Annotated in this window: 17 protein-coding genes; 8 read left to right on the plus strand and 9 right to left on the minus strand. The window is 59.3% G+C overall.

The window, feature by feature from the left end:
• Positions 1-32 precede the first annotated feature (32 nt).
• The 7 genes from BV034_RS32940 (at position 33) to BV034_RS32970 (ending at position 8765) form a co-directional block, all read left to right on the plus strand.
• Positions 33-1823: an FAD-dependent oxidoreductase gene (locus BV034_RS32940; RefSeq protein WP_050031181.1), complete on the plus strand. Its 1791-nt coding sequence runs from the start codon at positions 33-35 to the stop codon at positions 1821-1823.
• Positions 1824-1944: 121 nt separating this feature from the next.
• Complete coding sequence (locus tag BV034_RS32945; protein WP_050031182.1) at positions 1945-4836, plus strand: tetratricopeptide repeat protein; 2892 nt, start codon at positions 1945-1947, stop codon at positions 4834-4836.
• Positions 4833-5906 (plus strand): hypothetical protein, encoded by a 1074-nt coding sequence (locus BV034_RS32950; protein WP_050031183.1) that lies wholly within the window; start codon positions 4833-4835, stop codon positions 5904-5906. Before BV034_RS32945 ends, BV034_RS32950 begins: the two co-directional genes overlap by 4 nt.
• 49 nt (positions 5907-5955) lie before the next feature.
• Positions 5956-6753, plus strand: a complete 798-nt coding sequence (locus BV034_RS32955; protein WP_050031184.1) for a MotA/TolQ/ExbB proton channel family protein — start codon at positions 5956-5958, stop codon at positions 6751-6753.
• A gap of 42 nt (positions 6754-6795) precedes the next feature.
• Complete coding sequence (locus tag BV034_RS32960; RefSeq protein ID WP_050031185.1) at positions 6796-7239, plus strand: biopolymer transporter ExbD; 444 nt, start codon at positions 6796-6798, stop codon at positions 7237-7239.
• 10 nt (positions 7240-7249) lie between these two features.
• Positions 7250-7702, plus strand: coding sequence for a biopolymer transporter ExbD (locus tag BV034_RS32965; RefSeq protein ID WP_038162334.1), 453 nt, complete (start codon positions 7250-7252; stop codon positions 7700-7702).
• A 13-nt stretch (positions 7703-7715) separates the two neighbouring features.
• Positions 7716-8765, plus strand: a complete 1050-nt coding sequence (locus BV034_RS32970) for a hypothetical protein (RefSeq protein ID WP_050031186.1) — start codon at positions 7716-7718, stop codon at positions 8763-8765.
• A gap of 297 nt (positions 8766-9062) precedes the next feature.
• Here the strand turns inward: BV034_RS32970 and BV034_RS32975 are convergent, their stop codons facing one another.
• Positions 9063-9407 (minus strand): hypothetical protein, encoded by a 345-nt coding sequence (locus tag BV034_RS32975; protein WP_050031187.1) that lies wholly within the window; start codon positions 9405-9407, stop codon positions 9063-9065.
• Positions 9404-15259, minus strand: coding sequence for an RHS repeat-associated core domain-containing protein (locus tag BV034_RS32980; RefSeq protein WP_050031188.1), 5856 nt, complete (start codon positions 15257-15259; stop codon positions 9404-9406). Before BV034_RS32980 ends, BV034_RS32975 begins: the two co-directional genes overlap by 4 nt.
• A 181-nt stretch (positions 15260-15440) precedes the next feature.
• On the opposite strand from BV034_RS32980, the gene BV034_RS32985 reads away from it, so the two are divergent.
• Positions 15441-18416: a glycosyltransferase gene (locus tag BV034_RS32985; protein ID WP_050031189.1), complete on the plus strand. Its 2976-nt coding sequence runs from the start codon at positions 15441-15443 to the stop codon at positions 18414-18416.
• A gap of 193 nt (positions 18417-18609) precedes the next feature.
• On the opposite strand, the gene BV034_RS32990 is transcribed toward BV034_RS32985, so the two are convergent.
• The 7 genes from BV034_RS32990 to BV034_RS33020 form a co-directional block, all read right to left on the minus strand.
• Complete coding sequence (locus BV034_RS32990; protein WP_050031190.1) at positions 18610-19026, minus strand: hypothetical protein; 417 nt, start codon at positions 19024-19026, stop codon at positions 18610-18612.
• 206 nt (positions 19027-19232) lie between these two features.
• On the minus strand, positions 19233-19907 hold the full coding sequence (locus BV034_RS32995) for a hypothetical protein (RefSeq protein ID WP_050031191.1): 675 nt from the start codon (positions 19905-19907) through the stop codon (positions 19233-19235).
• Between the two features lie 78 nt (positions 19908-19985).
• Positions 19986-20309 carry a hypothetical protein gene (locus BV034_RS33000; RefSeq protein WP_050031192.1) on the minus strand — a complete coding sequence of 108 codons (324 nt, stop codon included), beginning with the start codon at positions 20307-20309 and terminating at the stop codon, positions 19986-19988.
• Positions 20310-20531: 222 nt separating this feature from the next.
• Positions 20532-22418, minus strand: coding sequence for a 1-deoxy-D-xylulose-5-phosphate synthase (dxs, locus tag BV034_RS33005; protein ID WP_050031193.1), 1887 nt, complete (start codon positions 22416-22418; stop codon positions 20532-20534).
• Between the two features lie 32 nt (positions 22419-22450).
• Positions 22451-22822 (minus strand): exodeoxyribonuclease VII small subunit, encoded by a 372-nt coding sequence (xseB, locus tag BV034_RS33010; protein ID WP_050031194.1) that lies wholly within the window; start codon positions 22820-22822, stop codon positions 22451-22453.
• Positions 22823-22932: 110 nt separating this feature from the next.
• Complete coding sequence (locus tag BV034_RS33015; RefSeq protein ID WP_050031195.1) at positions 22933-24732, minus strand: hypothetical protein; 1800 nt, start codon at positions 24730-24732, stop codon at positions 22933-22935.
• Positions 24733-24823: 91 nt separating this feature from the next.
• A complete protein-coding gene (locus tag BV034_RS33020) occupies positions 24824-26257 on the minus strand; it encodes a sigma-54 dependent transcriptional regulator (RefSeq protein ID WP_050031196.1) in 1434 nt (477 codons plus the stop codon).
• Between the last annotated feature and the right edge of the window lie 681 nt (positions 26258-26938).

Here is a 26938-nt window from a genome sequence, read left to right on the forward strand (position 1 = left end):
AATCTCACGACGAATTACCGGACCTGTTTCTCATGAATTTTTCCTCAGTGTTTCTCCGTCTGATCCCGTTGCTGGCGGCATCTGCATTCGGCTTCACCAGTGCAACCGCAGCCACCTATGAATATGATGTGGTCGTCTATGGTGGCAGCCCCGCAGGCATCGCAGCCAGCATTCAAGCTGCCCGGATGGGGCGCAAGGTCGCATTGATCGAACCCTCCCGTTATCTGGGTGGCCAGCTCACGAACGGTGGCACGGCCATGGAGCCGAAGTACTCCCATCTGGTGGGGGGGATTGCCCGCGAATTTCACCACCGCATTTGGAACTGGTACATCGACGACGCACACTGGACTTTTCAGAAGCGTGACTCCTTCGCGGGGTTCTCACCCGTAGCATCGGAACCCGACAATCAGCGGATGTGGAACTACGAGCCGCACGTCGCCGGACGAATCCTGGACGACATGCTTCGCGAAGCGCGGGTTCACGTGATTTTAGGACACTCCCTGGAGCAGCAGGAAGGGGTAAACAAGGAAGAGCGACGGCTCACCTCAATCCACTTGAAAGGTGACGATGTGTACGCCGGCAAGGTATTTCTTGATGCCAGCTATGATGGGCAGCTCATGGCTCTGGCAGGCGTGACGCACCGCACCGGGAGAGAGGCCAATGTGACCTACGGTGAAACCCTCAATGGCATCCGCCCAGTTGATGTCGGCAGTAAATGGGCCAAGTGGAATCTCGATGCGCGTACGGTTGAAGGAGATCCCCAAAGTCCGCTCATTGCTGGTGTCGCCGTCTCCGCCCCCGGTGAAGCGGGTTCCGAGTGTCCTGCCAATCCGACGGGAACATTGGCCATTTGTGTGACCAAAGTGGCTGCGAACCGGTTGCCCTGGCCCAAGCCCGCCAGCTACGACCCCAGAGAGTACGAATTGCTCGTCCGTGTGGCGGAAAAGCTGGAAGCCAAATCGCTGTTTCACCTTGAACCTCTTCCCAATGGCAAGGCCCGGTTGACTCCGGGTCTCGAGCTGGCTCCGTTGTTCAACACGGTCCCCGCAGAACTTCTTGACGCCGACCTCCAGACGAGACGCAAGATCGTGCGCCGGCACCGGGACCATTTGATTGGCGTGTTTTGGACCCTCGCCAATGACGAACGCGTTCCTGAGCCGGTACGCAAGCAGTTGCAGGAGGTGGGTCTGTGTCGGGATGAATGGCGTGACAATGGATCCTGGCCCTCCCAATCAAACGTTCCAGGCACGCGCCGACTCGTCGGAGCCACAGTACTGACTGAAAAGCACCTCCGTGGTGAGGAGTCCACCGAAGACCCGGTAGGAATGAACTTCGGCAGCGTCAAGCTAAGCCCCTCGATGCCCTACGTTACCAAGGGCGACCGCATCGCGATTGAGGCACCCGCAATGCTGGAGCTCCATCCCCAGCCGGTTGGCTTGCAGGTGTTGTTGCCTAAATCCGAAGAGTGCACCAATCTTCTCGTTCCGGTATGTGTGAGCGCCTCCCATGTTGCGGAGGGAGCGTTCCGCAATGAGGTGGTCCTCATGGTGCTGGGGCAAAGTGCAGGCACCGCTGCCGCCCTGGCAGTCGAGCACAAAGTGGAGGTGGCCGATCTGGACTACAATCTGCTGCGGGCGCGGCTTGTGGCAGACGGACAGGTGCTGGAAGACGAACTGCTGCGGCAGGAGGTGCATCAAAAGGTGACCCGTGAAAAGGCCGCAGCTGACACAGTGCTGAATGAGCTGGATCGGAAAACCCAGGAAAGAACGAACGCCCGCGCCGCAGCCCAGGAGAAACGCAAACAGCAGGAAGCAGGCCGCTAGAGGCAGCTTCAAACGCAGTCGACGGGTTCTATCCTCAACACCGCCTGCTCCTTCTGACAAATTCTTAACGCGGACCCTCTTGCCACTTCTGCCACGGCATCCCATAGATCGGCCCCTCGCCATGCTCAAGCCCACCACCTCCTTCATCCTGCTCCTGTTGTGGTGGCTCTCCTTCGCACTGCCCCGTCAGGCAGCCGCCCAGGATGCGACAGAACTTACGCCCACGGAGCTCTTCAATGCAGCGCGTTCGGCTTTCGATGCAGGTGACTGGGCCCAGGCAGAGACGCTTTTCACCAAGTTCATCGACACGTACGGGGGCGTGGCGGAGACCGCCGAGGCCGCCAAACGCATGAAGCCTCTGCTGGTGAGCACCAAGCTCCGGCAAAATAAGTACGCCGAGACACTCCCTCTGCTGGAAGAGGTGCTCAAAGATCCGCAGATTGATCCCGGCTCGAGTGATGAGCTTGCCTTCTGGAAGGGCATCTGCCAGTTCCAGGTGCAGGACTTTGATGCAGCACAAAAGGCCTTTGGCGAATTCTACGGGGAGAAACTGCCCTATGTCGTCCGCCTCAACGAGGTCCAGCGACGGGTGCATGCGGGGCGCCGGACAGAGTCTGTCATCCTCTACGGCATGTGCTTCATCATGAAGGACGACTTCAAGGGTGCAGCCACCTTCTTTGCAAATCAGATTGCCCCGCTTCGTCAGGTCAACCGCGAAGCCGCCGGACGGGCCACGGTACTCAGGCTGCACGCCCTGCTGGAAAGCAATGAGGAGGCGGGTGCGCTGGCTCTGGTGAAGGACACTGCGCCCCATCTTCAGGAAATTACCCAAGCCGTCGCCTACCACACCCTCTGTCTGCAGCTTGGATCACGCCTGCTGGAGTCAGGGAAAAGCTATGATGCCATCTACGTGCTCCAGCGGATCTGGAGCCGGGAGAAGCTCCTGCGCACGCAACAGGCCTCTCTGGCCGCCTTTACCACGCGACTGGAAGTGGCAAAGAAGACGCCCGGGCAGGAATATCTGGCGTTTCAGTATGAGTCTCTCATCTCCCGCATCCAGCGCGAATTGGAGCAGTTTGAGAAGCTGCCCAGTTTCGATCCTGCCCTCAGGCTTCGCATCGCCAGCGCCTACCGGGATCTGGGTCGCTATCGCGAGTGCGCTCTCATCCTCGACGACATGCTGAACCACATGCCCCCCGATGATGTGGTGAAAAAGGCCTCCCTCAGCCTGGTGCAGTGCTGGATGCAGATCCAGCGTTGGGACAAGGCTGTCACCGCGGCAGACACCTGGATCGAAAAGTTTGGCCCCACCAGCCCCGCCGAGCTGCCCACGGTGCTTTTCCTCAAGGCCAGCGCCCTGCAGGGCGACCATCGTCCGGAAGCCGCAGAGATGATCTTTGCTGAGGTGCATCAGAAACACCCGCAGCATGAGATGGCAGCACGAGCCCTTTTCATGGAAGGCATCTGCCTGCTGGAGCAGGATCTCAACCGGGAGGCAGAAGATGCTTTCTCTGAACTGCCCAAGAAACATCCCAACGCCACGGATCTGATTGAAGAAGCCTTCTACTGGACCGGAATGGGCAGATCCTTCGCCAAGCAGCACGCCCAAGCCCGCAGTCAGATGGAGGCGTATCTGAAGCGCTACCCCCAGCACGCCCGCTACACGCAGGATGCCCAGTTCCGCATCGCCTTCTCCAGCTTTGGCCTGGCCGAATATCCCCGCTCCATCCGCGAGCTCCAGTCGTTCATCTCTGCCAATCGAGGCTCCCAGTACGCTGAGGAAGGCAAGCTTCTGCTGGGCGATGCTTTCGGAGCGGAAGGCCGTATTGACGAAGCGATCAAAGCCTACCAGACCATCGACCGGGCGGCCAATCCCCGCTTTCACGAGGACGCCTGGTTTCGCACCGGTAACATCTACAAGCTGGCCGAACGCTTTGACGCCATGCGCTCCCACTACGAACGCTTCATTCTGGAGAATCCCCGGAGCATGCGCATTGCGGAGGCCGTGTACTGGATCGGATGGACTTACGACAGCGCCGGGAAACGCGAAGAAGCCCGCACCGCCTACTGGGACGCCATTGAGAAGCACGGCAACACGGCCGACACTCCAGGGGTCGAGGACATTCTGACCGCCCTGCCCAGGCTCTATCCCGGTCCGGAGGGAAGGCAGGAACTACAGGTCCGGCTGGGTGATCTGACGCAGAAGGCAGGCACGCTCCGCCCGCTCCTGGCTCTGCGCACGGGTTGGGCTCGTGCGGTGCTCTGGCGCAAGGCGGACCCCGACAACTGTCGCCGCTGGCTCCTCGAACTCGCCCCCCGCCTCAACGCGAAGGAACACAGCCCCCGCATTGTGGCCGACGTCGCTGACGCCCTGCGCGAATCCGGACGGCTGGACGAGGCACGCAAGCTCTACGTGGACCTGCGCAAGTGGCATCCACGAGCCTTTGAAAAAGATCGTGTTTTTCTCGGTCTGGGCTTGATTGCCCTGTCAGAGAAGAAACCTGACGAGGCGCTCAAGGCACTTGCCCGGTTCGAGACCGAAACCCTCAACTCCCCGCTGCTTGGGGAAGTAGCCTCCATCAAGGGAGGGTTGTTCGTTGATCAGGGCAAATACAAAGATGCCCAGGCGGAGATGGAAAAGATCCTGGAAATGCCCACTGTGCCAAGGCAGCTCAAGGCCACCACCCTGCTCAAGCTGGGAGACCTGATGACGGCCCAAAAGCAGGACCTCAAAGCCACCGCTTACTTTGAGCGGGTGTACATCTCCTATGGCAAGTATCTTCCTGAAGTGGCCCTGGCTTACTTCAAACGAGCCGAGGCACTGGACCGCCTGAGTGAACCCCGCAAGGCCGAGGCCGTTTACCGTGAACTCGCGGAGCGGTTGGAACTCTCCGCCCAGCCCGTGCACCAGAAGGCCATCGTCCTGTTGGACGCACGGGATCCCTCCTGGCGGGATCGTCGGCCCGTAGAAGGCGCCGAAACACCGCAGGCTTCCACCTCCTCCATTCCATGAGAACGCTGCCCGCCCTCAGCATTTGCCTGTGCCTCGGTCTCGCGGCGAGCCAGCTCTCTGCACAAGCCCCTGCTGGCCCCAAGTCCGATGTGGTGGTGCTGCAAAACGGTGCCGCCGTACCCTGCCGTATTGTCAGCAGCACCGCCGAAATGCTGCGCATTGAATACCGCCCTGCGGGAGCCATGGGCCTCATGACCCGCGAGGTGCCCTGGACGGAAATCCGGTCTGCCGATTTCCTCATGGACGAGGAGTTTCACGCCCTGCTGCGCACGACCGATGCCGCCAGGGACGGAGCCCGTCTGGCGAGCCGTTGGGAGGCGGTCCTTCCGCTGCTGAGCCGCCCCAATCACCCCGGCGGTGACCTGGGTTTGGCCTATGCCAACGCCTGCGTGGCCAGCCCTGCCCCAGCCACCCGCTCCAAGGCCCTGGACATCTGCGACGTCATCATCTCCAACGACTGGAATCCCCAGCGCCGCGCGCAGGCCCGCTGGACCAGGATCCAGGCACTTGTTGCCTTGAACCGCACCCAGGACGCCCTGGGCGAGTCCAGGAAGATCCTGGCTGATCACGGCACCGACGAATGGCTCGCAGTGCGCGCGCTGCTCTTCACGGGCAAACACAGCTTTGAGGCTCTGAAACAGCTCCAGTCCGACAACCCGCGCTGGGAGGAGGACGACCTCATCGTGCCCGAGCGCAATCGGTTGTTTCATGAATCGGTTGAATGCTCGGTCAAGCCCTCCCTCTTCCATGGCACCCAGGAAGAGTCCGCCACGGCGGGACTGTGGCAGGCGGCCGCCGTGCTCCAGTTTGACGGCAACCTTTCTGCGGCCGCTGATTGCGCGCGGGACATCCTCCATCTCTACCCCAAAGCCAAAGAGGCCGGGGAGGTACGCGAGTTTCTGATGAAACACAAGCTGCCGCTGGAGGTGCCCGTCACCCTTCCAGAGCTTCCTGAAGAACCTGCCAAGCCCATGGAGAAGCCGGCTGCTGATGCCCCCAAAGAGCCGGAATCCGCCCGCCGCAAACGCTACGCGAAACCCGAGAGCAACAACAAGCCCCCTGAACCCTGAACCCACAGCGCCCGCTGTCTTTCCCTTATTTCCTGTTTCCCAAGCCGCCATGAAGCACCTGCTCCGCCCCACCCTTCTCCCGCTGGCCATTGTCGGCGGCATGTTCCTCATGTTCAGCTCCGTGAGCTTCACGGTGGCCCAGCAATCAGCACCGGCAGGTGCCGAAGCCCCCGCCCACACCACGCACAAGTCCGACAAGTCTCTGTTGGACCTCTACAAAGAAGGCGGCCCCATCATGCACGTCATCGCCGCCTGCTCAGTGGCAACCCTGGCGCTGGGTCTCTATTGCCTGCTCACCCAGTCCAAAGCCAAGCTGATGCCCAATGACATGGTCTCCACCCTGCGCAACCATCTGCTGCAGCGCGATGTCCAGTCTGCTGCCCAGTATTGCAACAGCCGCCCGGGCCTCTTCAGCCGCGCCATGCTGGCGGCCTTGGGCAAGATCAACTACCACCGCCATGATCTGGGCAAGGTGGGTATGGAGAATGCCGTGGCGGACGAGTGCTTCCGCGAGGAAACCAAGATGATGGTGACGGTGAACTACCTCAACACCTTCGCCGTCATGGCCCCGATGATCGGCCTGCTCGGCACCGTGGGCGGCATGATCACCAGCTTCTCCGCCCTCACCGCCGGCAAGGCGGAGGCCACGGAGCTGGCAGGCGGCATTGGCGAGGCGCTGGTCGCCACGGCTGGCGGCCTCATGCTCGCCATCCCCGCCATGTTCATGTACTTCTACTTTCGCGGCATGGTGCAGAGCGGCATGGCCGATGTGCACAAGACGCTCAACGACCTGGTGGACACGCTCTCCACTGCGGCGCAGAACGCCGAAGCCGAGGCTGTCGCCTGAGCCCGATCAAGAAACTGCACGCCACGCACCTGACCGACCGCCATGTCCGAGCATCATGATGACGAGGAAGTCGCACGTCGCCCGCTGAAACGGCTCCATGCGGAGGAGGTGGGCTTGCAGATCGCCCCCATGGTGGACGTCACCATGCTGCTGCTCTTCTTCTTCATGCTCACTGGAAAGCTGACCCAGGGCATGAAACTGATGCAGGTGGATCTGCCCAAGGCCCCCACGGCCACGGAGCAGAAGGAAAAAGGCGACCGCGATGTTCTGAATATCGACGAGCACGGCCAGCTCTTCACCGGAGACCGCCAAGTCACCGACAAGGAGGCCGTGGCCCACCTCAAGAACCGGCTCAAAGAAGTGCCGCCGCTCAAGGTCTATGTGCGCGCCGACAGCCGCACCCCGGCCAAACGCATCAAACAGGTCATGAACATGGCCGCCGAAGCCGGGGCCGTGACCGTCATCTTTGGTGCCCACAACAAATAGCTCCCCTGCCATGGCCGTCCCCCGCCGCATTGAACATCCCCAGGTGGAACTGCAGATCGCACCGATGATCGACGTGTGCTTCCTGCTGCTCTTCTTCTACATCCTGACCTCCAAGCCGACCAAGCCCGAGGGAGACATGAGCATGACGCTCCCGGGCACGGTGGCCCAGACGGAGGCCGTGGAGATCCCAGACGAGCAGCGGATTGAGATCGATGAGAAGGGCGTGGTCCTGCTCAACGAGATGAAAGTGGGCGCCCCCGGCGACAAGGACATGCCCCAGCTGATCTCCACCTTGAAGCGGTTCAAGGAAAGCGCCGACGCCGCCCGCAGCCAGGCACTTGTGACCCTCGTGCCCCATGACGACGTGCCCCACCAGCGCATTGTGGATGTGTTGAACGCCTGTGCCCGGGCCCACATCAGCGCCGTCACCTTCGGCGGGGCCGTGGAGGCCTCGGTTGAGTAATTCCTAATACCCCATGCAAGCCGCCCTCTCTGCCCCCGCCAGCCACAGTCCCCGCCGTCGCGGCCTGCTGGTCACCGTTTTCCTCGTGGCTCTGGGGCTGCACATCGCCGGCCTGTTCGTGGCCGGGGTCTGGATTGTGGCCCGCTATTTCGCCGAACCTCCGGCCACCTTCACCGTGCCCACCCGCGACATCCGGGTGCCGGTGCAGAGCCGCGAGCACAAGATGACCATGGCCAAGCACGAGGCCATGGCACCGAAGCCCACCTTCAGCGACCGCATCGTCAGCACCCGGCCCACCGCCTTCTCCCTGCCTGAGATGCCCAAGATCGACATGGACCAGCTCCTGCCGCTGGATCCGAGCCAGATCGTCTCCGACCAGATCTCCGGCATGGTGGGCAGCGGCGGCATGGGTTCTGGCATGGGCAGTGGTGGGGGGCGAGGCAGCGGCGGCATGGGTGGCACGGGGCTCAGCTTCTTTGGCATCAAGACCGAAGCCCGGCGCATTCTTCTCCTGTTTGATGTTTCCGGGTCTGTGGTGAACAAGGCCAAAGCCTCCGGAGTGCCGTTGGAGCGGATCAAGGAGGAAACTTCTGAACTCATCAGCAAGCTGCCCGTCAACTGCCGCTACTCGATCATCCAGTTCGTGCGCAACTTCAAACCGTTCAGTGAAGAGCTGGTGGCCGCCAGCCCCACCAACAAGGATCTGGCCCACCAGTGGATCGAAACCCAGTGGGACGAGAGCGGGATGATGCCCGCCGGCGGCCAGGGGGTGAAGTCCACCATCCCCAACGGGCTTCCCTTTGTGCTGGACTACGCCTTCAGCCTGAAGCCTGACACCATCTTCCTGATCTCCGACGGGAGCTTCGAGCAGACCACCCCCACCGATGGCAACCGCAAAGTGCCGGGCGATGAGTTCGAGGCACAACTCAAGCGTCTCCAGGCCGCCGCCGGCAAGGAGGTGCCCATCCACTTCATCGGCTTCCAGATGCGGCCAGAAGACAACGCCACCTGGCGTCGCCTCGCCCAGCGCAGCGGGGGCAAGTTCCGGGAAATGGGGCGGTGAGATTCAAAAGGTCAGGCCAGAATCCCGTGCTAACCCGCTTCGTGTGCAAGAGGCAGGTTGAAAGACACCGCTTTAACCCTCCCCAACGGTTGCCGGGGACGAACACTGGATGGTGGCGGGACCGTGTGTTGATGCGTTCGGATGGTAAGAGGGCATGCCCATAAAGCCTCTGCTCACGAGGAGCCTGTTTTGGTGCTTATTTTTCGGGAAGCAGTCTGTTGGCCCGGCCTGCTATGGGTTGTCACTTTTGCTTGGCATTTGCACCCTACATCTGAGGAATCAATTTTAAGACACGTCCTAGGGGTTGTCACTTTTGATCTCTGCACCCGCCGTATCAAGCCGCTTCACACTTTTTTTGGACTGTTCACTAAATGAAAATAGAAGCTTTTCTACAGGAGAGCTTTCCAATCTTGCCATCATCGACCTATGCCTCTCAATGGCCTGCTTACGTATTTCTTGAAAGCACTGTTCCTTCGTGAGCTCCGATCTTCGCAATCGCTCCATACCGAATACGTCATTCAGGTTCCAAACAAGAACGCAATTCCTCGCCTCATTGCGCACTCCTAGAGGATACCCCACCGAGATTGCTCCGATTAATGCGCCTACAGCAACTAGAATGCCATTTTTGACTATCGATTTCATTTTTTGCATGGGTCGCCTCCAATCCACGAACCTTCGTTTGGTTCTTTGGGAGCCACCAACTCGGCGGCATTGTTAATTTGCTGCTTTAGGGCCGGCGCTATGGCAGACAGTCCACTACTGCCTGCAGCATTTGCCGCGTTACCCGCCTGCTGCCCTAGGTTGGCTCCAGACGGCAATGCAATTGCTGATGCCCCCGCCATAGGATCAAAGCGCGTTGCCATCACGTCAAATTCCTTCGTGACAGTTCTCTTTCCTGAGGCGGACTTTGTCCAAGTGGTCGCAGTCGTCGAGCCCTCGGTATAGCAAGAGCACTCACACTCTACTGTCACACTTGCCTCCCAAGTCGCCTCAGCGGTAAAATCAAAGGAAGCATACCAACTGGATTGTGTATCAACTGGATAAGAATTCGTCATCTTCCAACCATCACCATCAAAGGCTAAAGTGCTCGGCTTATTGAAACAAATTGTCTCTGCTTGGTAGACTGTCAACCCATAGGAATCAAGTCGATTGGGAGCGTTGTTGTTGAACAGCTCGAACAGATTCACCCCGCCTCCTTCCTCAAGCGGGTCCCTACTCAACCATCTACCCAACTCCAGCGCACAAAAGCGGAAGCCATAGTTGTACAAGCTCGTTTCCTCATCCCAAAACTCCCCATGAAATAGAAATGACCACACCACTGCTGACACCACCATAGGTTCATACTCCGCATCCAGCACCGACACCAATCCAAAGGCACTGTACGCATACCGCTCCAAGACTTCCCCCTTCTCATCAACCAGCGCGACCGGATCCAACTGGTCCTTCAAGCTGTATAGCCGTTCATTCAGCATTCCGTCACCCGCTTTGGAGCGGTCTCGCGAGATTAACTCCCTGCGGTCTGCAGGTTGCCAGACATACTGGCGGTTCGGTGTCGTCTCGCTGTCAATCCGCTCCTCTACACTGCGCCACTGGTCATTGTAGTAAAAATGTCGCACCTTCTCGTTTGCCTCACTCAAGGTACGACGTGTCTGGCCATCATACTGGTAGTCGCCCAAGACGTTGTCCTCATGGTCCTTCACGATCCTCAAGCGATTCCACGCATCCCACACCAGTTGTCGTGACGGCCCCTCCAGGGATTCACCCGTAGGCACCAGGAGCATATTGCCGTTGAGGTCGTAGCTCACCCCAGCACTGGAGCCATCAATCTGGGAGATCTGGTTGCTGGCGTTGTTTTGCCGGGTCTGATCAATGTCCAGCGCACCCTCGTTGGCCTGTTGGTAGGTGACCCAGTTGCCGGTTTCGTCGTAGTGGAAGTTCTCCTGTTGAGCAGGCGTGCCCCCAACCGATGTGGCATTGATGTTCAACACTCCGCGTTGCCGCTCTGTCACCTGATGGAGGCCGTCGTAGTCGAAGTACTGATCCTGTCCCGTTGCCGCAGGTGCCAGCAAATCCCGACGCCAAGTCTTGAGTGAAGCTCGATTGTATCCCCACTGCACACTGACCAAGGGGTTGTAGGTCTCGCTCTCCACCTTGTACCAGCGCATTTGTTCGATGCGGCCAAAGCGGTCATAGCCCGTGTAGGGATCGCCTCCGTCTCCAACCGGTTCACTGGCCAGTTTCTTCCAACGACGCTGCACCCCGGGCTCAGGTAGCAGGGTGACCGCAGGCATAGCAGAGCCAAGATACTGGAACTCCGCCAGCACCGTCAAGTCATCATCGTGGACCGAGGCCACGCGGTTCAGGACGTCGTTAATGCTGGCCTCAGCTCCATACTCGTAGTTGAGGGCGCGGCCATCGGGGTAGATGATCCCGGTACGGCGCAGTTGGTGATCCTGGGCGGCGGTGCATTGGTATTGCACCTTGGGCGTAGAACCGTTCACCACTCCCGCGTGGCTCTGGATGTCCGCTGTGAGGCAATCAATGCCGTTGTACTGCATTTCCACCTGGTTGATGACATCGCCCAGGAGAGGGTCGGGGTTGTCAGAGCTGGTCAGGTATCGGACTCTCCCGCGTTCATCATAGGTGGTGCTGATGCGGCGCACCAGGCCGTCCACGCCTGTCGCCAGGGCAGTCACAGCGTCATCGGTGGTTCTCCCCAACTTGTCCCGCCGGTAGTGGTGACGCGTTCCGTTGCAGTCTTGAAAGTCTGATATCTCGCTCTGGCGGTTGTATTGCTGGGTCTCCGTTTCACCCGTCGGATAGGTCTTGGCCACCGGCAGACGACTGCTGGCGATTTCACTGTCTGCCAAAGTCGTGCCATAGGTCCAGGTGGTGACCTGATCTCCAGTCAAAGGGTTGCGCAGGATGAGCCGTTGCAGCCCCCCGTCCGGAGCATACTCAAAATCTGTCGTGCGAGATCCGGTGCCTGTCTGTCCCGCGTCAGCGCCTTGGATGGAGGAGTTTTCCACGAGACGGATGCGTCTCCCGGCCTGATCTCGCACTTCCGCCGTGGCAGCACCTTCGGCATCAAGGTGATAGTTTACGCCACCATCGAGTGCGTAGCGCTCTTCACTGACAAGAATGAGATCTGAAGGAGCCGGGTGAAGCTCGGGGCGCTGCCAAGGGGCGCCACCATTTGTTCCGTAGTTCGCAGTATATCGCAAGCGCCCGGCGGGGTCCGCATAATACGCGACAAAGGTGTTGCGGGATCGGGGTTGCTCCTCCGTCGGTCCTTGGAGCGGTCCCGTCCCCGTGGCATCATCAAATCTGGCTTTGGCAATGATCGCAATCACCTGGTTGTCATCATTGTAGAGGTTCAGACCTTCTTCGATCACCACATCAAGCGCTACGCTATTGGTGTTCACACCCACGGTGGGAGCCGCTTCGGAAACGAGATACTGCGCTTCCCTGCGGTTCAGTGAATCAAAGACGGTTTTCGTGACCGCCAGCCTTCCTTGCTGGGTTTGTTTAATGGGGTTGCTTTCGGGATCGTACCAAGTCCCAGCTACGAGCGGATCTCCCAGGGTGCCGTTACTGTTTACGTAATACCGCTGCCGGTTGAAAACTCTGCCACGCAGATCGTGTTCCGTTGTTGAACAGTGGGTGAGGTTGGCAATACTGGTGTGATAGCGATTTTCGTCCACGACTCTGTCCAAGTTGTCATAGCCCGTGACCTGGAAGTAATCGGTAGCCCCGTCGTTGTTTGTCACCGTAGTGAGCCTGTTCCTGTAGTCATACGCCATGAGCGTGACTCGATCATCGGCGACGTCGTCGTTGACGGGCTGGGACTGGCTCGTGAGATTGCCGTTACCGCCCGCCAGACCGTTGTCGTAGATGCCGGTCCAGGTGGGTTTCATGTTGTTCCCGGGCGTGCCGCCACCTGTTGGGTCGCTTGACGTCGCTCCCGCGTCGTTTGTGCCCACCCATTTCGCAATGGGCAGACTTCGGGAATCGAAGACAGTGCGGTTGACCGTGCCCCCTGGTGAGACTTCACGACAGGGGTGGTTCATGGCATCGTAACCATAGCGGGTGGCACTATAATTTACCCCCTCCAGCCCCGAGCCCGATGCCGGAATGGCATGGTAGATCCGGGTCTCAATTTGCCGCCCCCAGAGATCCTGCAGTATCTGCGTCCAACGCGTCCACGCTGGGCGAGGTGCAGTCGCCCCACTTTTGCCAAACGTGTCAGGTCCAAGGGGACCGCAGGGACAGCCGGGGATTGCCGCAATCTGGTCCGTCACATTCCCATTAAAATCCCTCCTGAGCACTTGGACCGGCCCTTGCACGTGCCAGGATGCCCCCTCTTCTTCACCCGTCATCCAACCACGCGCGCTCCACACCTCATGTTCCACGTCCAGGTACAGGGAATAGTCCAGGGGACGCACGGTCAATGCCTCGCTGCCGGAAGCCTCAACCGTGGCAGGGTCCACCTGAATCCATGGATACAGAGCCTTCAAGATGCGCCCCAGGGAGTCGCTGACATAATCCGTAATCAGGTGGCGACCACCGCTTTCGGGCGTCACCCATCCTGACGGGGCTCCGGTCATGAGGCTGATGTCCACGTCGTTGATCGTCCGAAGCAGGGCACCCGTAGCCGGATGGTAGGCATGGAACGTGATAAAGCCCCGGGCGTTGCGAAACCAAGTCAAACGTCCCTCCACATCATACACTTCCGTAAAGGGCTCGGCCAGACCCGTGCCATGCATGGACACGTCCACCAAGGGTGGCGTTACGGTCAGTTCAGCGATTTGAAAGGTCGGTTCATGAAACTCGTCCTCAAAGTACTCCCGGTCATAAACCGTCAGGGCGGCCTCAGAACGTGAGGCACCAGCGACGGGGTAACTCCATTGCTTCCACATCGGGTGCACGGAAACCAGCCCTACCGTGTGAGTGCTGTACGCCGTCTCGCTGATCAGAATCGGTGACCCGGATGCACCCTCCTGCACGGAACGCGATTTCCGATACCCTTTCACCGCGCCGTTGGGGAAGTCATCGGCATCGTAGTACTCGGTGGTGCGCACCAACCCTTCACTGGCCTTCAGATCCACCTCAAGCGGATCGGACTGACTCGATGGCTCACTGATGGAGCCGATCGCTGACGGCCAGGCCCGCAGCACCACCTTGTAGTCTGTATCGAACTGGTTGTAGGTGGCCCAGGTTTCGGTCGTGACAGAATTGCGATGGATCTTCAGCAGTTCGGCACCACCCCGGTTGGTGTAAACGATGTTCTGATTCCCATCAGGCGTGGTTTCAATGCACTGACGGAACCACGCATTGACGTCTGCATAGGCAGGCTCGGGGCTCGCCGCGAGCCATGTATAGGTATAGGCATGGGCTCCCCCTTGGATGCGCTCTTCCACGACACGTTGCTCATCGTCGTAAGTGAAGGCAAGGTTGGCGTATGAGGCGCTGGCATCTCCGGAAAGCGTGAGTGGGTTTAACCCGGCTCGGCGCAATGCGGCGACAGACTCAGGCGAAAAGACCCTCTTCAAGCCATGAACAAATCCCCCAATTTCGCCAGACACATAGTACTGGTAGGCCTCTTCGGCGAGAATCTTCCAGGCGGTTCCCTGCCATTGCTCGACGGTTGCCAATTGCAGATCGCCTGTGGTAGCCACAGTGGAGCTGACGGCGGCATACGCGTATCGCGCCCGGCGGACGGGCCGGCCATCCACTTCCAGAGTCACGGATTCCAGGTAGCCAAGCAATGTCGGTGCCTCAACGTAGCTGTACCGAAAGGCCACACTGCTCCCCTGGGCATCAAACCACCGGATCGAGCTGATCTCATCATTCTCATTGTAGATCACCTCCCCTCGCGCTCCGTAGGCATTTTCCATGCCTTTCAGCTTGCCTCGAAGTGACTGGGGGAGGCTGATGTCGTCGCTGTGGAAGACATATCTCCGCCCGCTGGACGGAATGACCACATACTGCCTGTTGACGGTATCGTGGCGCAGCTGAACCCTGGATCCAAAACGCCCGATCCAGCCACCTGCGCCATTCTCCTCGAACCACACGGCGCTTTGCGCACCTCTGATCCAGCCGATGGTGGCGCCAACCCCGGATTGAGTGGTAAAGACCAAATAGGGCAGGGCTGATGCGAACCAATGTGCTCCCTGCTCAGTTCCGTCATAGTTGCTGTCGAGAATGTTCGCGTAGGATCGGGTTTGCCTCCACGAAAAGCCCATGCCACTCCAGCCCAGGTCGGTTGACGCGAGATTGATCTGTCCGTTGGCGTAGCTGATAGGGTAGTTCGAGGAAGGACAATTGGCGTTCCCTTCATCATCCGTCTCTTCATCGGGTGACTCGTCAGGATCCTGTTCATCACAATCGCCCTTTTTCTTGTCTTTTCCTCCGCCACCACCACCTCCTCCTGGAGGACAAGGTGGACGAGGCGGGGTATAGGGCTGACCGATTTCGCTGGCTCGAGGAAGCATGATCGAGGAGGATTGATTTGTCCGCTGGTTTTTCCATGCGAAGAAAAGCCGATGCACGTCATTCTGTATACTACAATCTTATGAGTTAGAATATTTTTACTTCACAAGAATGTATTCACAAAACCATTCTTGGTTCATGGTTATCACAAGCAGCACTCAAATCCTTTAGCCATCTCTAAGCATGCGGTTCAACCTCACCCAACTGCCCTCCTGGATCATCAATCTGGATCGAAGCCACGATAGATGGAGACGCTGCTCCCGCACCCTGGTGCCGCTCTTCGGCAACGATAGGTGTCAGAGGATTGCGGCCATTGACGGACTGAAGTACATCGCCGCCTCCGAAAACGAGGAGCCAACGTGGCATCCGCGGGAACTTCTGCGGCTGCAGTACGAAGGGCTGGTGGGTAGAAAGCGGGTTCTTGACCCCGTCAGAACGGCACTGTGCCTCAGCCATCAGCGGGCACTCCATCGGTTTCTTGAGAGCGGTGAACCATGGGGGGTGATTTTTGAAGATGATGCCCAACCAGGGGAGGCTCTCAGCGAGTTGCTGGCCAACGAAGGTCTTGTCGAGGTCCCGAATGATGCGGAGGTCTTGTTCCTCCATGACCGTGTCAAGTCGAGGGGGCTCGCCGACCCGCACCAGGGCAAAAGTGGCGCTGACTCCACCAAACGAGTTGAATGGAGGGTGGCGCGTGGGGGGATTGGTCTCGAAGCGTATGCCGTGAGCATCTCTGGAGCCAGAAAGATGCTTGCAGCATGGCGTCCCCTCCTGGTGGAGTGTGACGTTCAGTTGATGACATTTATCGAAGGTTATGTGGACGCAGAAGCGAGGGAGCGCCTGCATGAGCAACTCCGGGTGGAGGGAGGCAAACGACCGCAACTCCTGAAAGCGTATGCGCCACGGAGACCTTTCTTTCAGGTGGACAGCTCAAACCCCTCAGACAAGCTGCAAGCCATTGAGGATGCCAAGCTTTTCACGTACGAGATTGGGAGAGGTACACAGTATGTGAACGGAACTCATTCCAGGACGGCTGCGGATGCTCCGTGCGGGCGTGACCCAATCTCCAAAAGCAGAGAGTTTGTGCCGAAGTTCTCCTTCTGCATCACTTGCAAGGACCGTCTGGAGCACTTGATACAGACGTTGCCCAAAAACCTTGAGGTGATCAGGCAGCATGGTGAGTGTGAAATTGTCCTGCTCAACTACAACTCCCAAGATCAGATGGAGGAGTACGTAAACACAACCTGCCGGGAGGCGATGCGGCTCCGACTGCTGAGATACGCCAGGACCCGGATGCCGGAACGATACAACACGTCACACTCCAAAAATCTCTGTCATAAGGCCGCCAAAGGGGAGTATCTGGTCAACCTTGATGCTGATCAATTCCTCAACAGACCGTATCTGGAGGAGCTGTGCCGCGCTGTACAAAGCGGGGCGGATGTTTGCACGTTTGTCTATGATGCGAATGTCTATGGAGGCGGTTTTGGCCGCATCAACATCAAGCGGGATCTTTTCTTCAAGCTAGGCGGATATGACGAAGACCACCACGGCTATGGCCATGAGGACATTGACCTGGTGGAGCGAGCCAAGCGACTCGGTGCTCGGGTGAAGACGATATCATCTGGAACCGCTGAGTTCATCCGGCATGGGGACGAACTGCGAAATCTGACGGAGGCGGATCGCGGAACCGAAGCGGCGACCTGGGAGAAGTTCTTCCGCGCGAAGTGGGATCGCGGTGATCTGATCGCCAATGCGGGAAGGGAATGGGGAGTGGTTCCCGACCTCGAACTTCAGCCAGGGGCTCTTGATCTGACGGTGGTCATTGTGAACTACCGGAGAACCGTGAACCTCCCGGCAATCTTTGACCACATTCCGGCAGGAGCGGAAATCGTACTCTTGGACAATGCTCCGCCAGGATGGGAAGCGCCGGATGAGATCGTGAAGCGTGCAAGCTGGTATGTCCGGTCTGACGGCAATGACCCGGTCCTGCGCTGGCTGCTGGCATGCAGGTCACAAACCCGGTATTTTTGTGTCCACGATGATGATCTATGCATCAAGGATTGGGCGCCCTACCTGCAAAAGATCGTCGCCGTTGATACCCTGGTGGGCCCGTTTGGTGTGGTGCTCAACCGAAATGATCCGAACAAGTGCTATTCCCGGGGCATCCACAGTGAGGAGTCCCAGATGTGTGATGTCATCAAGGGCAGGGCGGTATTCGGTCGGACAGACATGCTTCGTCGAAGGTTCGAGATGCGATCTCTCGATGAAATTTCCATTTCCAACGACGATGTGTTCATCTCGTCCCTGTTCGGAGTGAGACATCATCTCGTAGGTGTCCCAGGCAATATCCTCGAACTCGCAGACAACGACGCAGTTTCCCACCGCCGTCAACATCTCGAGAAGCGTGACGCGTTCTGCAAGCAGCACTTTTTCAGAAGACCTCATGCAACCAGCACTCCGAAGAATACGCTGGCAGACAAGCCTGCCAGCAGGGGCATCGTGCTGTGTGCATCCCCCGCCTATGTGGAGATGTCCATGACGGCTGTGGCATCTGTGAGACGCAGCAGTCCTGGCCTGCCAGTGTACTGCCATCCTGCAGACGAAGGCTTTGCCTCCCGCCTAGCCAAACTGTCCATGGACCTCTGGAGCCCTTTTGATGAAACGCTCTTCATTGACTGTGATACGGTGGCATGCGAGCCCCTTGAGCCCGTGTTTGACCTCCTAAAGAGCGGATCATTGTTCATGGCAAAAGAGACCCCCAAATACACGACGTTGGGCAACATTACGCGGGCTGCGTGGCTGACGGAGTCTTTCGGGGAGGAGTATACCAAGGAACTCCGGAAGCTGCCTCAAGACATCCCTGTGTGGAATAGCGGGGTGATTCTGTTCAAGAAGTGCAAAGCGACGCACCACTTCTTTCAGGTCTGGCGTGACCGATGGAAGCTGCGGGGTTCCCGGACACTGGATCAGCTTCCCCTGGCAGAAATCGTCAATGAACTGGGTCCCCCTGATGAGCTTCCGCCCTACTGGCATTGTCAGGTTTCTTCCCAGAACCCTCGTGCCCCCATTCCGCAGGCGGCGCTCTATCATTTCATGGGGATCAACAAGGAGGAAGCCATGTTGAGGTGGCAAAAATCCAGACCCTCAATATCTGATTGAAGGTGACGCCTTTCCTGAGCTTTCATGAGCCCATCGTCTCATCAGGGGTAACCTGTCTTCTGGCACTGCTCTCCGCGTGCTTGGGGGCCTCATCATTGGCTTCCACGAAGTATCTCCGGGCACGCGCCCTGCAGTCCAAACAGATGGAAGATTCTTCGCAGTCCATTCTAGCTTGTCTATTTGTATTCCCACACTACCGAATCTTGGAAGCTATGTACTCTTCATTTAGTCCGAAGTTGAGCCCCAATGGATGTCCGCTGGCGGAATCGAAGGTAGCATCCATGCTTGTAACTTCTAATGGCCCATCATACTTTTGCATTGTACCTGGTTCGAAGTAAGCCGCGGCTTTTAAGAACCTGATTAGCGGTCTTGTTTGTAGCGTCCCCCTTTGAAGCTCCCATGTGCCAGTTTCTGAATGAATCAGCACCTTGCTTCCGCCATCTCGCAGCAATCGATGTTCATACTTCATATTCTCACCGAGAATCCATGTCTCCTCCCAACCACCATCGTGCTTGAAAACATATTCTCCTGCAACAGAAGTAAGCTCAGGCACTCTCTCGCAACACGCCAAGAGCAACAGAGCAACAAAAGCACCCATTAGTTTTCCCATGCCGAATTTACGTTAAAAGTCAGAAGAGTCATTCCTCGTCTTCGTTCAAGCCCCATTGATTTTCGCCAAGATTAGACCGCGCAACTCAATCGCCCAATCGGTGGTTCCAAAGAGACGAATGTACCACGGTCTTCGCACTTCTGAAGCCACCGTAATAGCCTGTCCTCTGGCACTCCGAGAGATGGGTCGCCAACCTCTACACCTGCTCATGCAACATTGTTCCCAGCTGCCTCCCCCGCCCGGAGAGCTGCCGGGACGCCCAGGGAAAAGAAGTAGTTTTTCGTGGAGGCCATGAAGTGAAACATCTTTGTGTCAGGATGAGCTCCACGAAGTTTCATCGCACCGCGACCAACTCGGTAGTCTTCCGGGAGCGGTCGTGCGCGGCCGGAACTGTGGGCCAGCATGCCGAAGAGCGTCTGCTCACTCAGGATCGGGATGGTCACGCCCTGATCCTTCATCCGGCCCAGCCACCGCTCGATCACCGCATAGTCCAGGATCTCATCCTTGTTAAAGGACATCACCCCGGAGTTGAACAACGGCTGGACACGCGTCTCACAGGCGCGCTCCACGCGAGCCTGCAGATCCGGAAGACGAAACTCGGACGCGATGGTCTCCAGCGGTTCGCGGAAATGCTCATTGTACTGGAGCCCCGTCTCCGGTTGCTCCAGGGCTTCCAGCAGTTCGACCGGACGCGCCACGGTAATGACATCGCTGTCGAGCATGAGGATGGATCGTGTGCCAGCGGTGCAGCCCAGGTTGAAGAGCTTCAGGGAGAAGTCGAACTGGGTGCGAGCCTCCCGGCAGAGCGGCAGGCCTTCAAAGTACTGATGGGCGCGGGCATCCGTCTCCTCCCGAGACAGGACTGTGAGACACGGGAACAACGCCTTCAGCCTTGAAGCACTCGCAAAGGTGAGGGACCCGTCATCATGGACGATGATCTTGTAGGGCAGCTCAACGTATCATACGAAAGACCAGATGGCCCACTCCGCCATGACCACGTGCCCTTCACAGAGCATCATGTGAATCTCGAACCGGGGCTCGCCTTCCTTCACGGGCAGGCAGGCGAGTTCTTTGCTCAGGCAAAACTCCTGCCGGCGCATGTACTGGTACAGCGCCCAATACGGCACCCGGGGCCAGCCTGTGTACAGCAGGGCCCCGTGAAAAAGCCTTCTGCCGAGCACATAGCCCCACCTGGGCGTCAGCGCCGCCAGGCCCTGCTTAAATCGGGACCAGATCCGCTTGGCAGAGCGGACGGAGAGCGGGCTGGCACTTGCTACATTCACGGTTCAGAGGCGGATCCTTGATGCCACGGGTGACACACGGCGGAGAGGCCGAACCGTAGCAAAGGCATGGCCATCCTTCACGCAGGTTTTTTTGGAGCGTGCACTTTCCGGATGGGTTTCCACACCATGTGGAAAAATAAGAATTATCCGCAAACGCAACCTCCAAAAGATAAGGCCGTCTGGTCTCCCAGACGGCCTTCCATGGAAACTTCTTGGGAAATCCTACTGCAACAAGGCCAGGATCTTCTCCACCGCCGCTTCAGCCGTCATGCCATGCTTCTTGCGAAGGATGGCAGGAGTGCCGTGCTCAATGAACTCATCCGGCCAGCCCACGCGGGCCACGGGCGTCTTGATGCCGGCATCGTTGAGGTGCTCGATGACCGCGCAGCCAAAGCCGTTGTGCAGCACATGATCCTCAAAGGTGCAGACCACCTTGCACTGTCTGGCGAACTGCTCAATGACCGCCGTGTCCATCGGCTTGATCCAGCGAGGGTTGATCAGGGCGGCATCGATGCCACGGGCTGCAAGCAACTGCCGCGTCTGCTCTGCCACCTCGAACATGGAGCCGAGGCCGATCAGGGCCACTTGACCTTGCGACTCGACCACTTCGGCCTTGCCGATCTCCAGCAGGACGGGCTTGTCCTTTGGAGTGGCTCCGGTACCGCTGCCACGAGGATAGCGGATGGCGATGGGACCGCCCTCGTAGTGGGCCATGGTCCAGAGCATGTCCACGAACTCGTCCTCGTCCTTGGCCTGCATGTGCACGAGATTCGGCACCAGGCGCAGGTAACCGATGTCAAAGAGACCGTGGTGGGTGGGGCCGTCATCACCGCTCAGACCGCCGCGGTCCATGCACAGACGCACGGGCAGCTTCTGGATGGCCATGTCATGAATGATCATGTCATAGGCCCGCTGCATGAAGGTGGAGTAGATCGTAAGGAACGGCTTCAGCCCCTGCGTGGCCAGACCACAGGCAAACAGGGCTGCATGCTCCTCCGCGATGCCCACGTCGAAGTAGCGCTCGGGGATCTCCTTCTTGAAAACGCTGAGCCCGGTGCCTCCTGGCATGGCAGCCGTGATGGCCACGATCTTCTGGTCCGCCTTGGCGAAGTCCGTCACGCTGCGCGCATAGATCTGCGAGAAGGTGGGCGTGCCACCGGCGATGGCTTCGCCTGTCTCGATCTTGTACTTGCCCAGTCCGTGGAACTTGCCCGGATCTTCCAGCGCTGGCTTATAACCACGCCCTTTCTCCGTGATGATGTGCAGCAGAACTGGCTCGTTCTGCGTCTTGAGAAACTCAAAAGTTTTGACCAGCAACGGCAGGTCGTGCCCGTCGATGGGACCGTAGTAGCGGAAGCCAAACTCCTCAAAGATGACGGAGGTGGAGGCGCTGGGCTGGGAGTTGGTCGCCAGGAGGAAGCCCTTGGCGCTCTCTTCCACCTTGCCCGCCAGACGGCGGATCACCTTGCCCCCGATCATTTCCAGCAGGCCAGCGGCCGTCTGGTGCAGATGGGCATAGGTAGGATGGGTGGCGATGTGATTGAAGTACTTGGCGAGGGCGCCGACGTTGCGGTCGATGCTCCACTCGTTGTCATTGAGCACCACGATCAGCCGCTTGGTCTGCGCGGCGGCGTTGTTCAGCGCTTCAAATGTGGGGCCGCAGGTGAAGGCGGCGTCGCCTGCCACACACACCACATGCTCATCAGAACCGCGGAGGTCACGGCCCACGGCCATGCCCAGAGCGGCAGAAAGGGCGGTACCAGCGTGGCCGGCACCATAGGAGTCATGCTCGCTCTCAGTGCGGAGCAGGAAGCCATTGAGCCCCTCATACTGGCGGATGGTATGAATGCGATCCCAGCGGTGGGTCAGCATCTTGTGCACGTACCCCTGGTGGGCCACGTCAAAGACGAACTTGTCCTTCGGCGTGTCAAAGACGCGATGCAAGGCCAGAGTCAGCTCCACGACGCCCAGATTGGGCCCCAGGTGCCCGCCGGTTTCCGCCAGGGTGGTGATCAGGGTCTGGCGAATCCGTTCTGCCAGCTCGGGCAGTTGCTCCTGTGGCAGTGCTTTGAGGTCGGCAGGCGAGTGAATGTCGGGCAGTTCCGGCATGGCAGTATGATCAAATAAGCTGGACGGGCGGGCTAAAACAATCGGATCTCACCTTCGTTCGACTCTTCTTGGGCCGGTTTTTTTCGTGGGACGCGGGACTTGGGGCTTTCTTCTGACGCTGGATTGCCAGCAGCTGTGGGAGCTGCGGTCTCCTCCATGGCGGCGAAGTCACTGAGGGAGACCCGGCCACGGCCATCCAGGTCTGCCGTGATCATCTCCACCCGCTGGCGGGCACTTTCGATGCGGGAACGGCACTGGCTCAGCAGTCGGGCCCCGCGCTCATAGCTCTGCACCATCTCCTCCAGAGGCATGCGCTCGCTCTCCAGCGAGGACACAATAGCCTCCAGCGACTCCATCGCTTCTTCAAAGCTAAGGTCTTCAGGGAGGCGTTCTTCTTCGGTCATGGTGCGGCGAGTCGGATACTTTGCCGCTTCGCGCCATCCTCGCAAGCGGAATGCGCTGTCACCTGAGGCCCTCTTTCTCCAACTTGAGAAGGCTCCAGGGAGGCCCCAGCCTACTTGGCGGCCTCCGCCTCCCAGCGTCGGCGGTCCGACATGAAGGCCATCTGCACGAGGAATCGGGTGCCAACGGGCTGCCCGGCCAGAGGGAAGATTTCTTTATAGGGAAAGGTTCCCGTGCTCAAAGTGTCCAGGCCTAATCCGATGCCAGACCCGCGGTACACCTCGGGAGCCCAGGCGCGGTACTCGCTGGAGAAGACGTCGGTCACGTTCGACACCCTGGAAGAAAAGGGGGTGAAGAGCATGCCCGCCACTTCCTCCCCGTGGGCCTTGGAGCGATCCCGCATCTCATTGAACTGGGCCACCTCCATCGGGAGCCAGACGGCCTTTCGATCTGCGTACCACGCGACAGCCCAGGGCATGTCCGTGTAAACCAGCTCCTTCTCCCCCACAAAATCCCTTACTTTGGCGATCCGGTCCGGCAGATAGGGCGGCCAGTGGGCGAACTGCCCTTTATTATAAAGTCCTGCCAGCACCTCGAGGGGCAAAGAACGGGCCATGGGCAGGATGCTGATCAGCACCGCTGTCACGACGAGAGCATTCTTCCCCCACCACCCAGCATGGGTGAAGCCCAGCCGGGCCCATAGGACGGTGAGAAACGCCAGACCATAGGCCGCAAACAGCGGGATGAAGATCTGGTGCATCTGGTTTTCATCGAATTCCTTTTCCGGCAGCCCCACGATGCTCATGCCCACCAGCGCCATGCCCCACACAATAGCCAGCGCCCAGCGCAGGTTCCTTGTCTCCCCCCTTTTGAACGGGTGGAGCAATGCCAGGAAAAACAGCCCTGCGGGCAGGATGGAGCCGAGGTGGAGGTAGAGGGTGCCCAACTGGTCGATGAGATTGCTCAGCGTCTTCCGGAGCAGGAAGCCCACATCCACCGGAGGACTGGTGCCAGAAAAGTCCCGCAGCAGCCAGGTGTCTCCCGGCATCATCAGCGCCGCCTGTAGCATCGCCTTGCTGGAGCCGAGGGCATCTCCACCCACCATTTGATTGCGCCAGCCCCACGCCGCCAGCACGAGGACGGATGGCAGCAGCACGGCCAGCGCCAGCGCCCGTGGTCGCAGCCAGATGGCCGCAGCCACCGTCAGCCCGAGCATCAACCAGAGCGCCATCCAGTGAGTCATCACCATGCAGGCCGTTACCAGGCCCAGCCCCACAGCGTAGCGGGCCACGCCAGGACGCCCCTCCTCCACCGCCTCCATGGCGCCCACCAGCCAATAGAGCGCCAGATTGAAAAAGAAGAGCAGCATCATGGGGGTGAGCCCGCTGCGCCCCACCTCCCAGAAGTACTGGCACAACAACATCAAGATCACCGTCCAGCCCGCAATCCAGGCATCAAACACCCGCTGCACGGTCAGATAAGCAAGGCCGATGGAGGCGACAAAGAGAAGCAGCGACGCCCCGACGATGACCCGGTCCAGAGGGTAGATCCGCGAGCTCTCCGGAAACTCCCAATGCCCTTTGAAAGCCTGCATCATCGGCACCATGAGCAGTGTGGGCAGGGGCGGCTGGTGCGTGTCCACCATCTGCTCCAGCGGAGCGTCCTTTCCGGCCTTCAACTGCTGCTGCCACGCGTAAGGCCGGATCAGCTTGGTGTGGAAGCCGTTCCCCCGTGCGATTTCCCGCGCCACCTGCGCAGCATCCATGGTCGCAGGGGAGGAAATCCCCCGGAAGGTGGCAAAAAGCTGCACAAAGAACAGCGCCACGAGGACGGCAAAAAAGACCAGCACCACCCCCCACGAAGGTCCGCTAACCCCTCCACTGCGGCTGGTTTGATCTTGGGAGTCCATCATCCTGTTTGCGGAGCGGCTGGTTTTTGGGCCTGACCTGCGGCAAGCATGAACTTGATCCCGCGAAATCCAAGAAAATTTGGCGGAAACAATTTCAATCGCCCTGCCGGCGAATCTTCTTCACGCGGTTCATTTCCTTGAGCTTGCGTTGGAGGGTGCGGCGGCTGAGGCCCAACACCTCCGCCGCTTCGGTTCGGTTGTCACCGGTCCGCCGCAACGCTTCCTCGATGAGAGCCCGCTCCATTTTTTCCAGGTTCAGATCGTCGCCCAGAGCGGCGCTGCCATGGGCGCCCCCCTCTCCCGCAGGACCTGAGACCGCCACGGCGGAGGAGCCAGAGGCCAGCGCAGGCCGGGCGTGGAGGAGATAGCCGGGCAGGTGCTTCAACCCCACCCGCGGGGAATTGCACATCACGATGCCGTGCTCCAGAGCCGTGCGCAGTTCGCGCACATTTCCCGGCCAGGAGTAGGCGAGCAGCGCCTGCAGCGCCTCGTCAGACAGCGGCTTGAACGGCTTGCCGTTGGCCTTGGCCAGCTCATGCAAAAACGCATCCGCCAGAAGGGGAATATCGCTTTTGCGTTCGCGCAGGGGCGGCAGCTTCACCTGCACCACTCGCAGCCGGTAGTAGAGGTCTTCCCGGAACTTGCCCTCTTGCACGAGTTTCCAGAGATCCTTGTTGGTGGCGGCCACCAGACGCACCTCCACCTTGATGGGCTTGTTGCCCCCCACCCGCTCGATGGTGTGCTCACCCAGGGCCCGCAGAAGCTTGATCTGGATGTTGGCGTCGATCTCCCCGATCTCATCCAGGAAAAGCGTGCCTCCATCCGCCAGCTCGAAGCGACCAATGCGCCGCTCCGTGGCCCCGGTGAAGGACCCTTTTTCGTGACCGAAGAGTTCGCTCTCCAGCACGTTCGCCGCCAGCGCTGCGCAGTGCACGGTCACCAGTTTGGCCGCCGGGCGACCGCTCAGGTGGTGGATGGCCTTGGCCACCAGTTCCTTCCCTGTGCCGCTCTCGCCCTCGATCAAGACAGTCGCTTTGGTGGGTGCCACCTGCTCGATCACCTCGAACACCGGCTTCATGACCTCGCTCTGGCCCAGAATGCCCTCAATGGAGAATTTCTTCTCCACCTGGCGTTTCAGCTCGGAGTTCTCTTTCTCCAGCGTCCGGCTGCGGAGCGCCCGTTTGATGAGGATTTCCACCTCATCCAGATTCAGGGGCTTCGTGACAAAGTCGTACGCCCCGCGCTTCATCGCCTCCACGGCCGTGTCCACGGAGCCGTAGGCGGTCATCATGATGCAGATGGGCGGGTGCGACAGCTTCAATGCCTGCCCGATGAGGTCCATCCCGCTCTCCCCGCCTAGGCGCAGATCCGTGAGCATCACATCCACCGGATCCCCTTTCAGGATCTCCATCGCCTCGGCGGAGTTGCCCGCCACATAGACGTCGAAATCATCCTCCAGCGACAGCCGCAACCCCTCCCGGGTGTGCTTCTCGTCATCAACAATGAGGATGGTGGCAGGCGTGGTCATGCGGGCGCGAACGCGTCAGAATGGCACAAAGCCCGAGAATAGGAGAGGCGTCAAGGCGGGAGATGGTTTCGACGCGAGGAGAGCAGACCGACAGTAGGCTTGGAGGGTGCTCGCCATGGGGACCGACTTTGCCCAGTCGTTCAGCTGAAGCTCTTCCTCGAAGAGGATGCGGCCATAAGCCCCACGTTGGCGAGCTTCAGGCGAGCCTACGTGGGGTATGAGGTGGTAGGAAATTCTACTCCGAGGGAGTTGCGGCGGTCTGACTCCCTGCCTCGCCTCTAAAGCCCCTGGCCTGCCAGCAAGTCTTCCGACTCATCTGGCCAGCAAGGTTGCTCATCCAGATGCCAGCGAGGTGTTGAGGAGCCAGTGGGTCGGAGGTGGGCTCCATCACCCCCTCCGCTCCCAGGCCGACGGGGACCGTCGGACTACTCCCGCAGCGGTGCCTCGGGTGTAGTCCGGTTGTCCCAACCGGCTCAGTCGCCGCGGGATGGAAGGCACGAGCTGCGAGTTGATGCGAACTGCAGCCGGCGGGGTGCTTTCAGAAGGAGCTCAACGGTTCCTTGTGACACCATCGACACCCTTTTAGGCAGTTCACTGAGATAAAGAGAGGGGGTTTATTGGTGTAACATGTAAAAAGGGTGTCGATGGTGTCACAAAGGGGGGGCTGAGGCAGCGAGGTTG

This window comes from Verrucomicrobium sp. BvORR034 (assembly GCF_000739635.1).
Lineage (GTDB): Bacteria > Verrucomicrobiota > Verrucomicrobiia > Verrucomicrobiales > Verrucomicrobiaceae > Verrucomicrobium.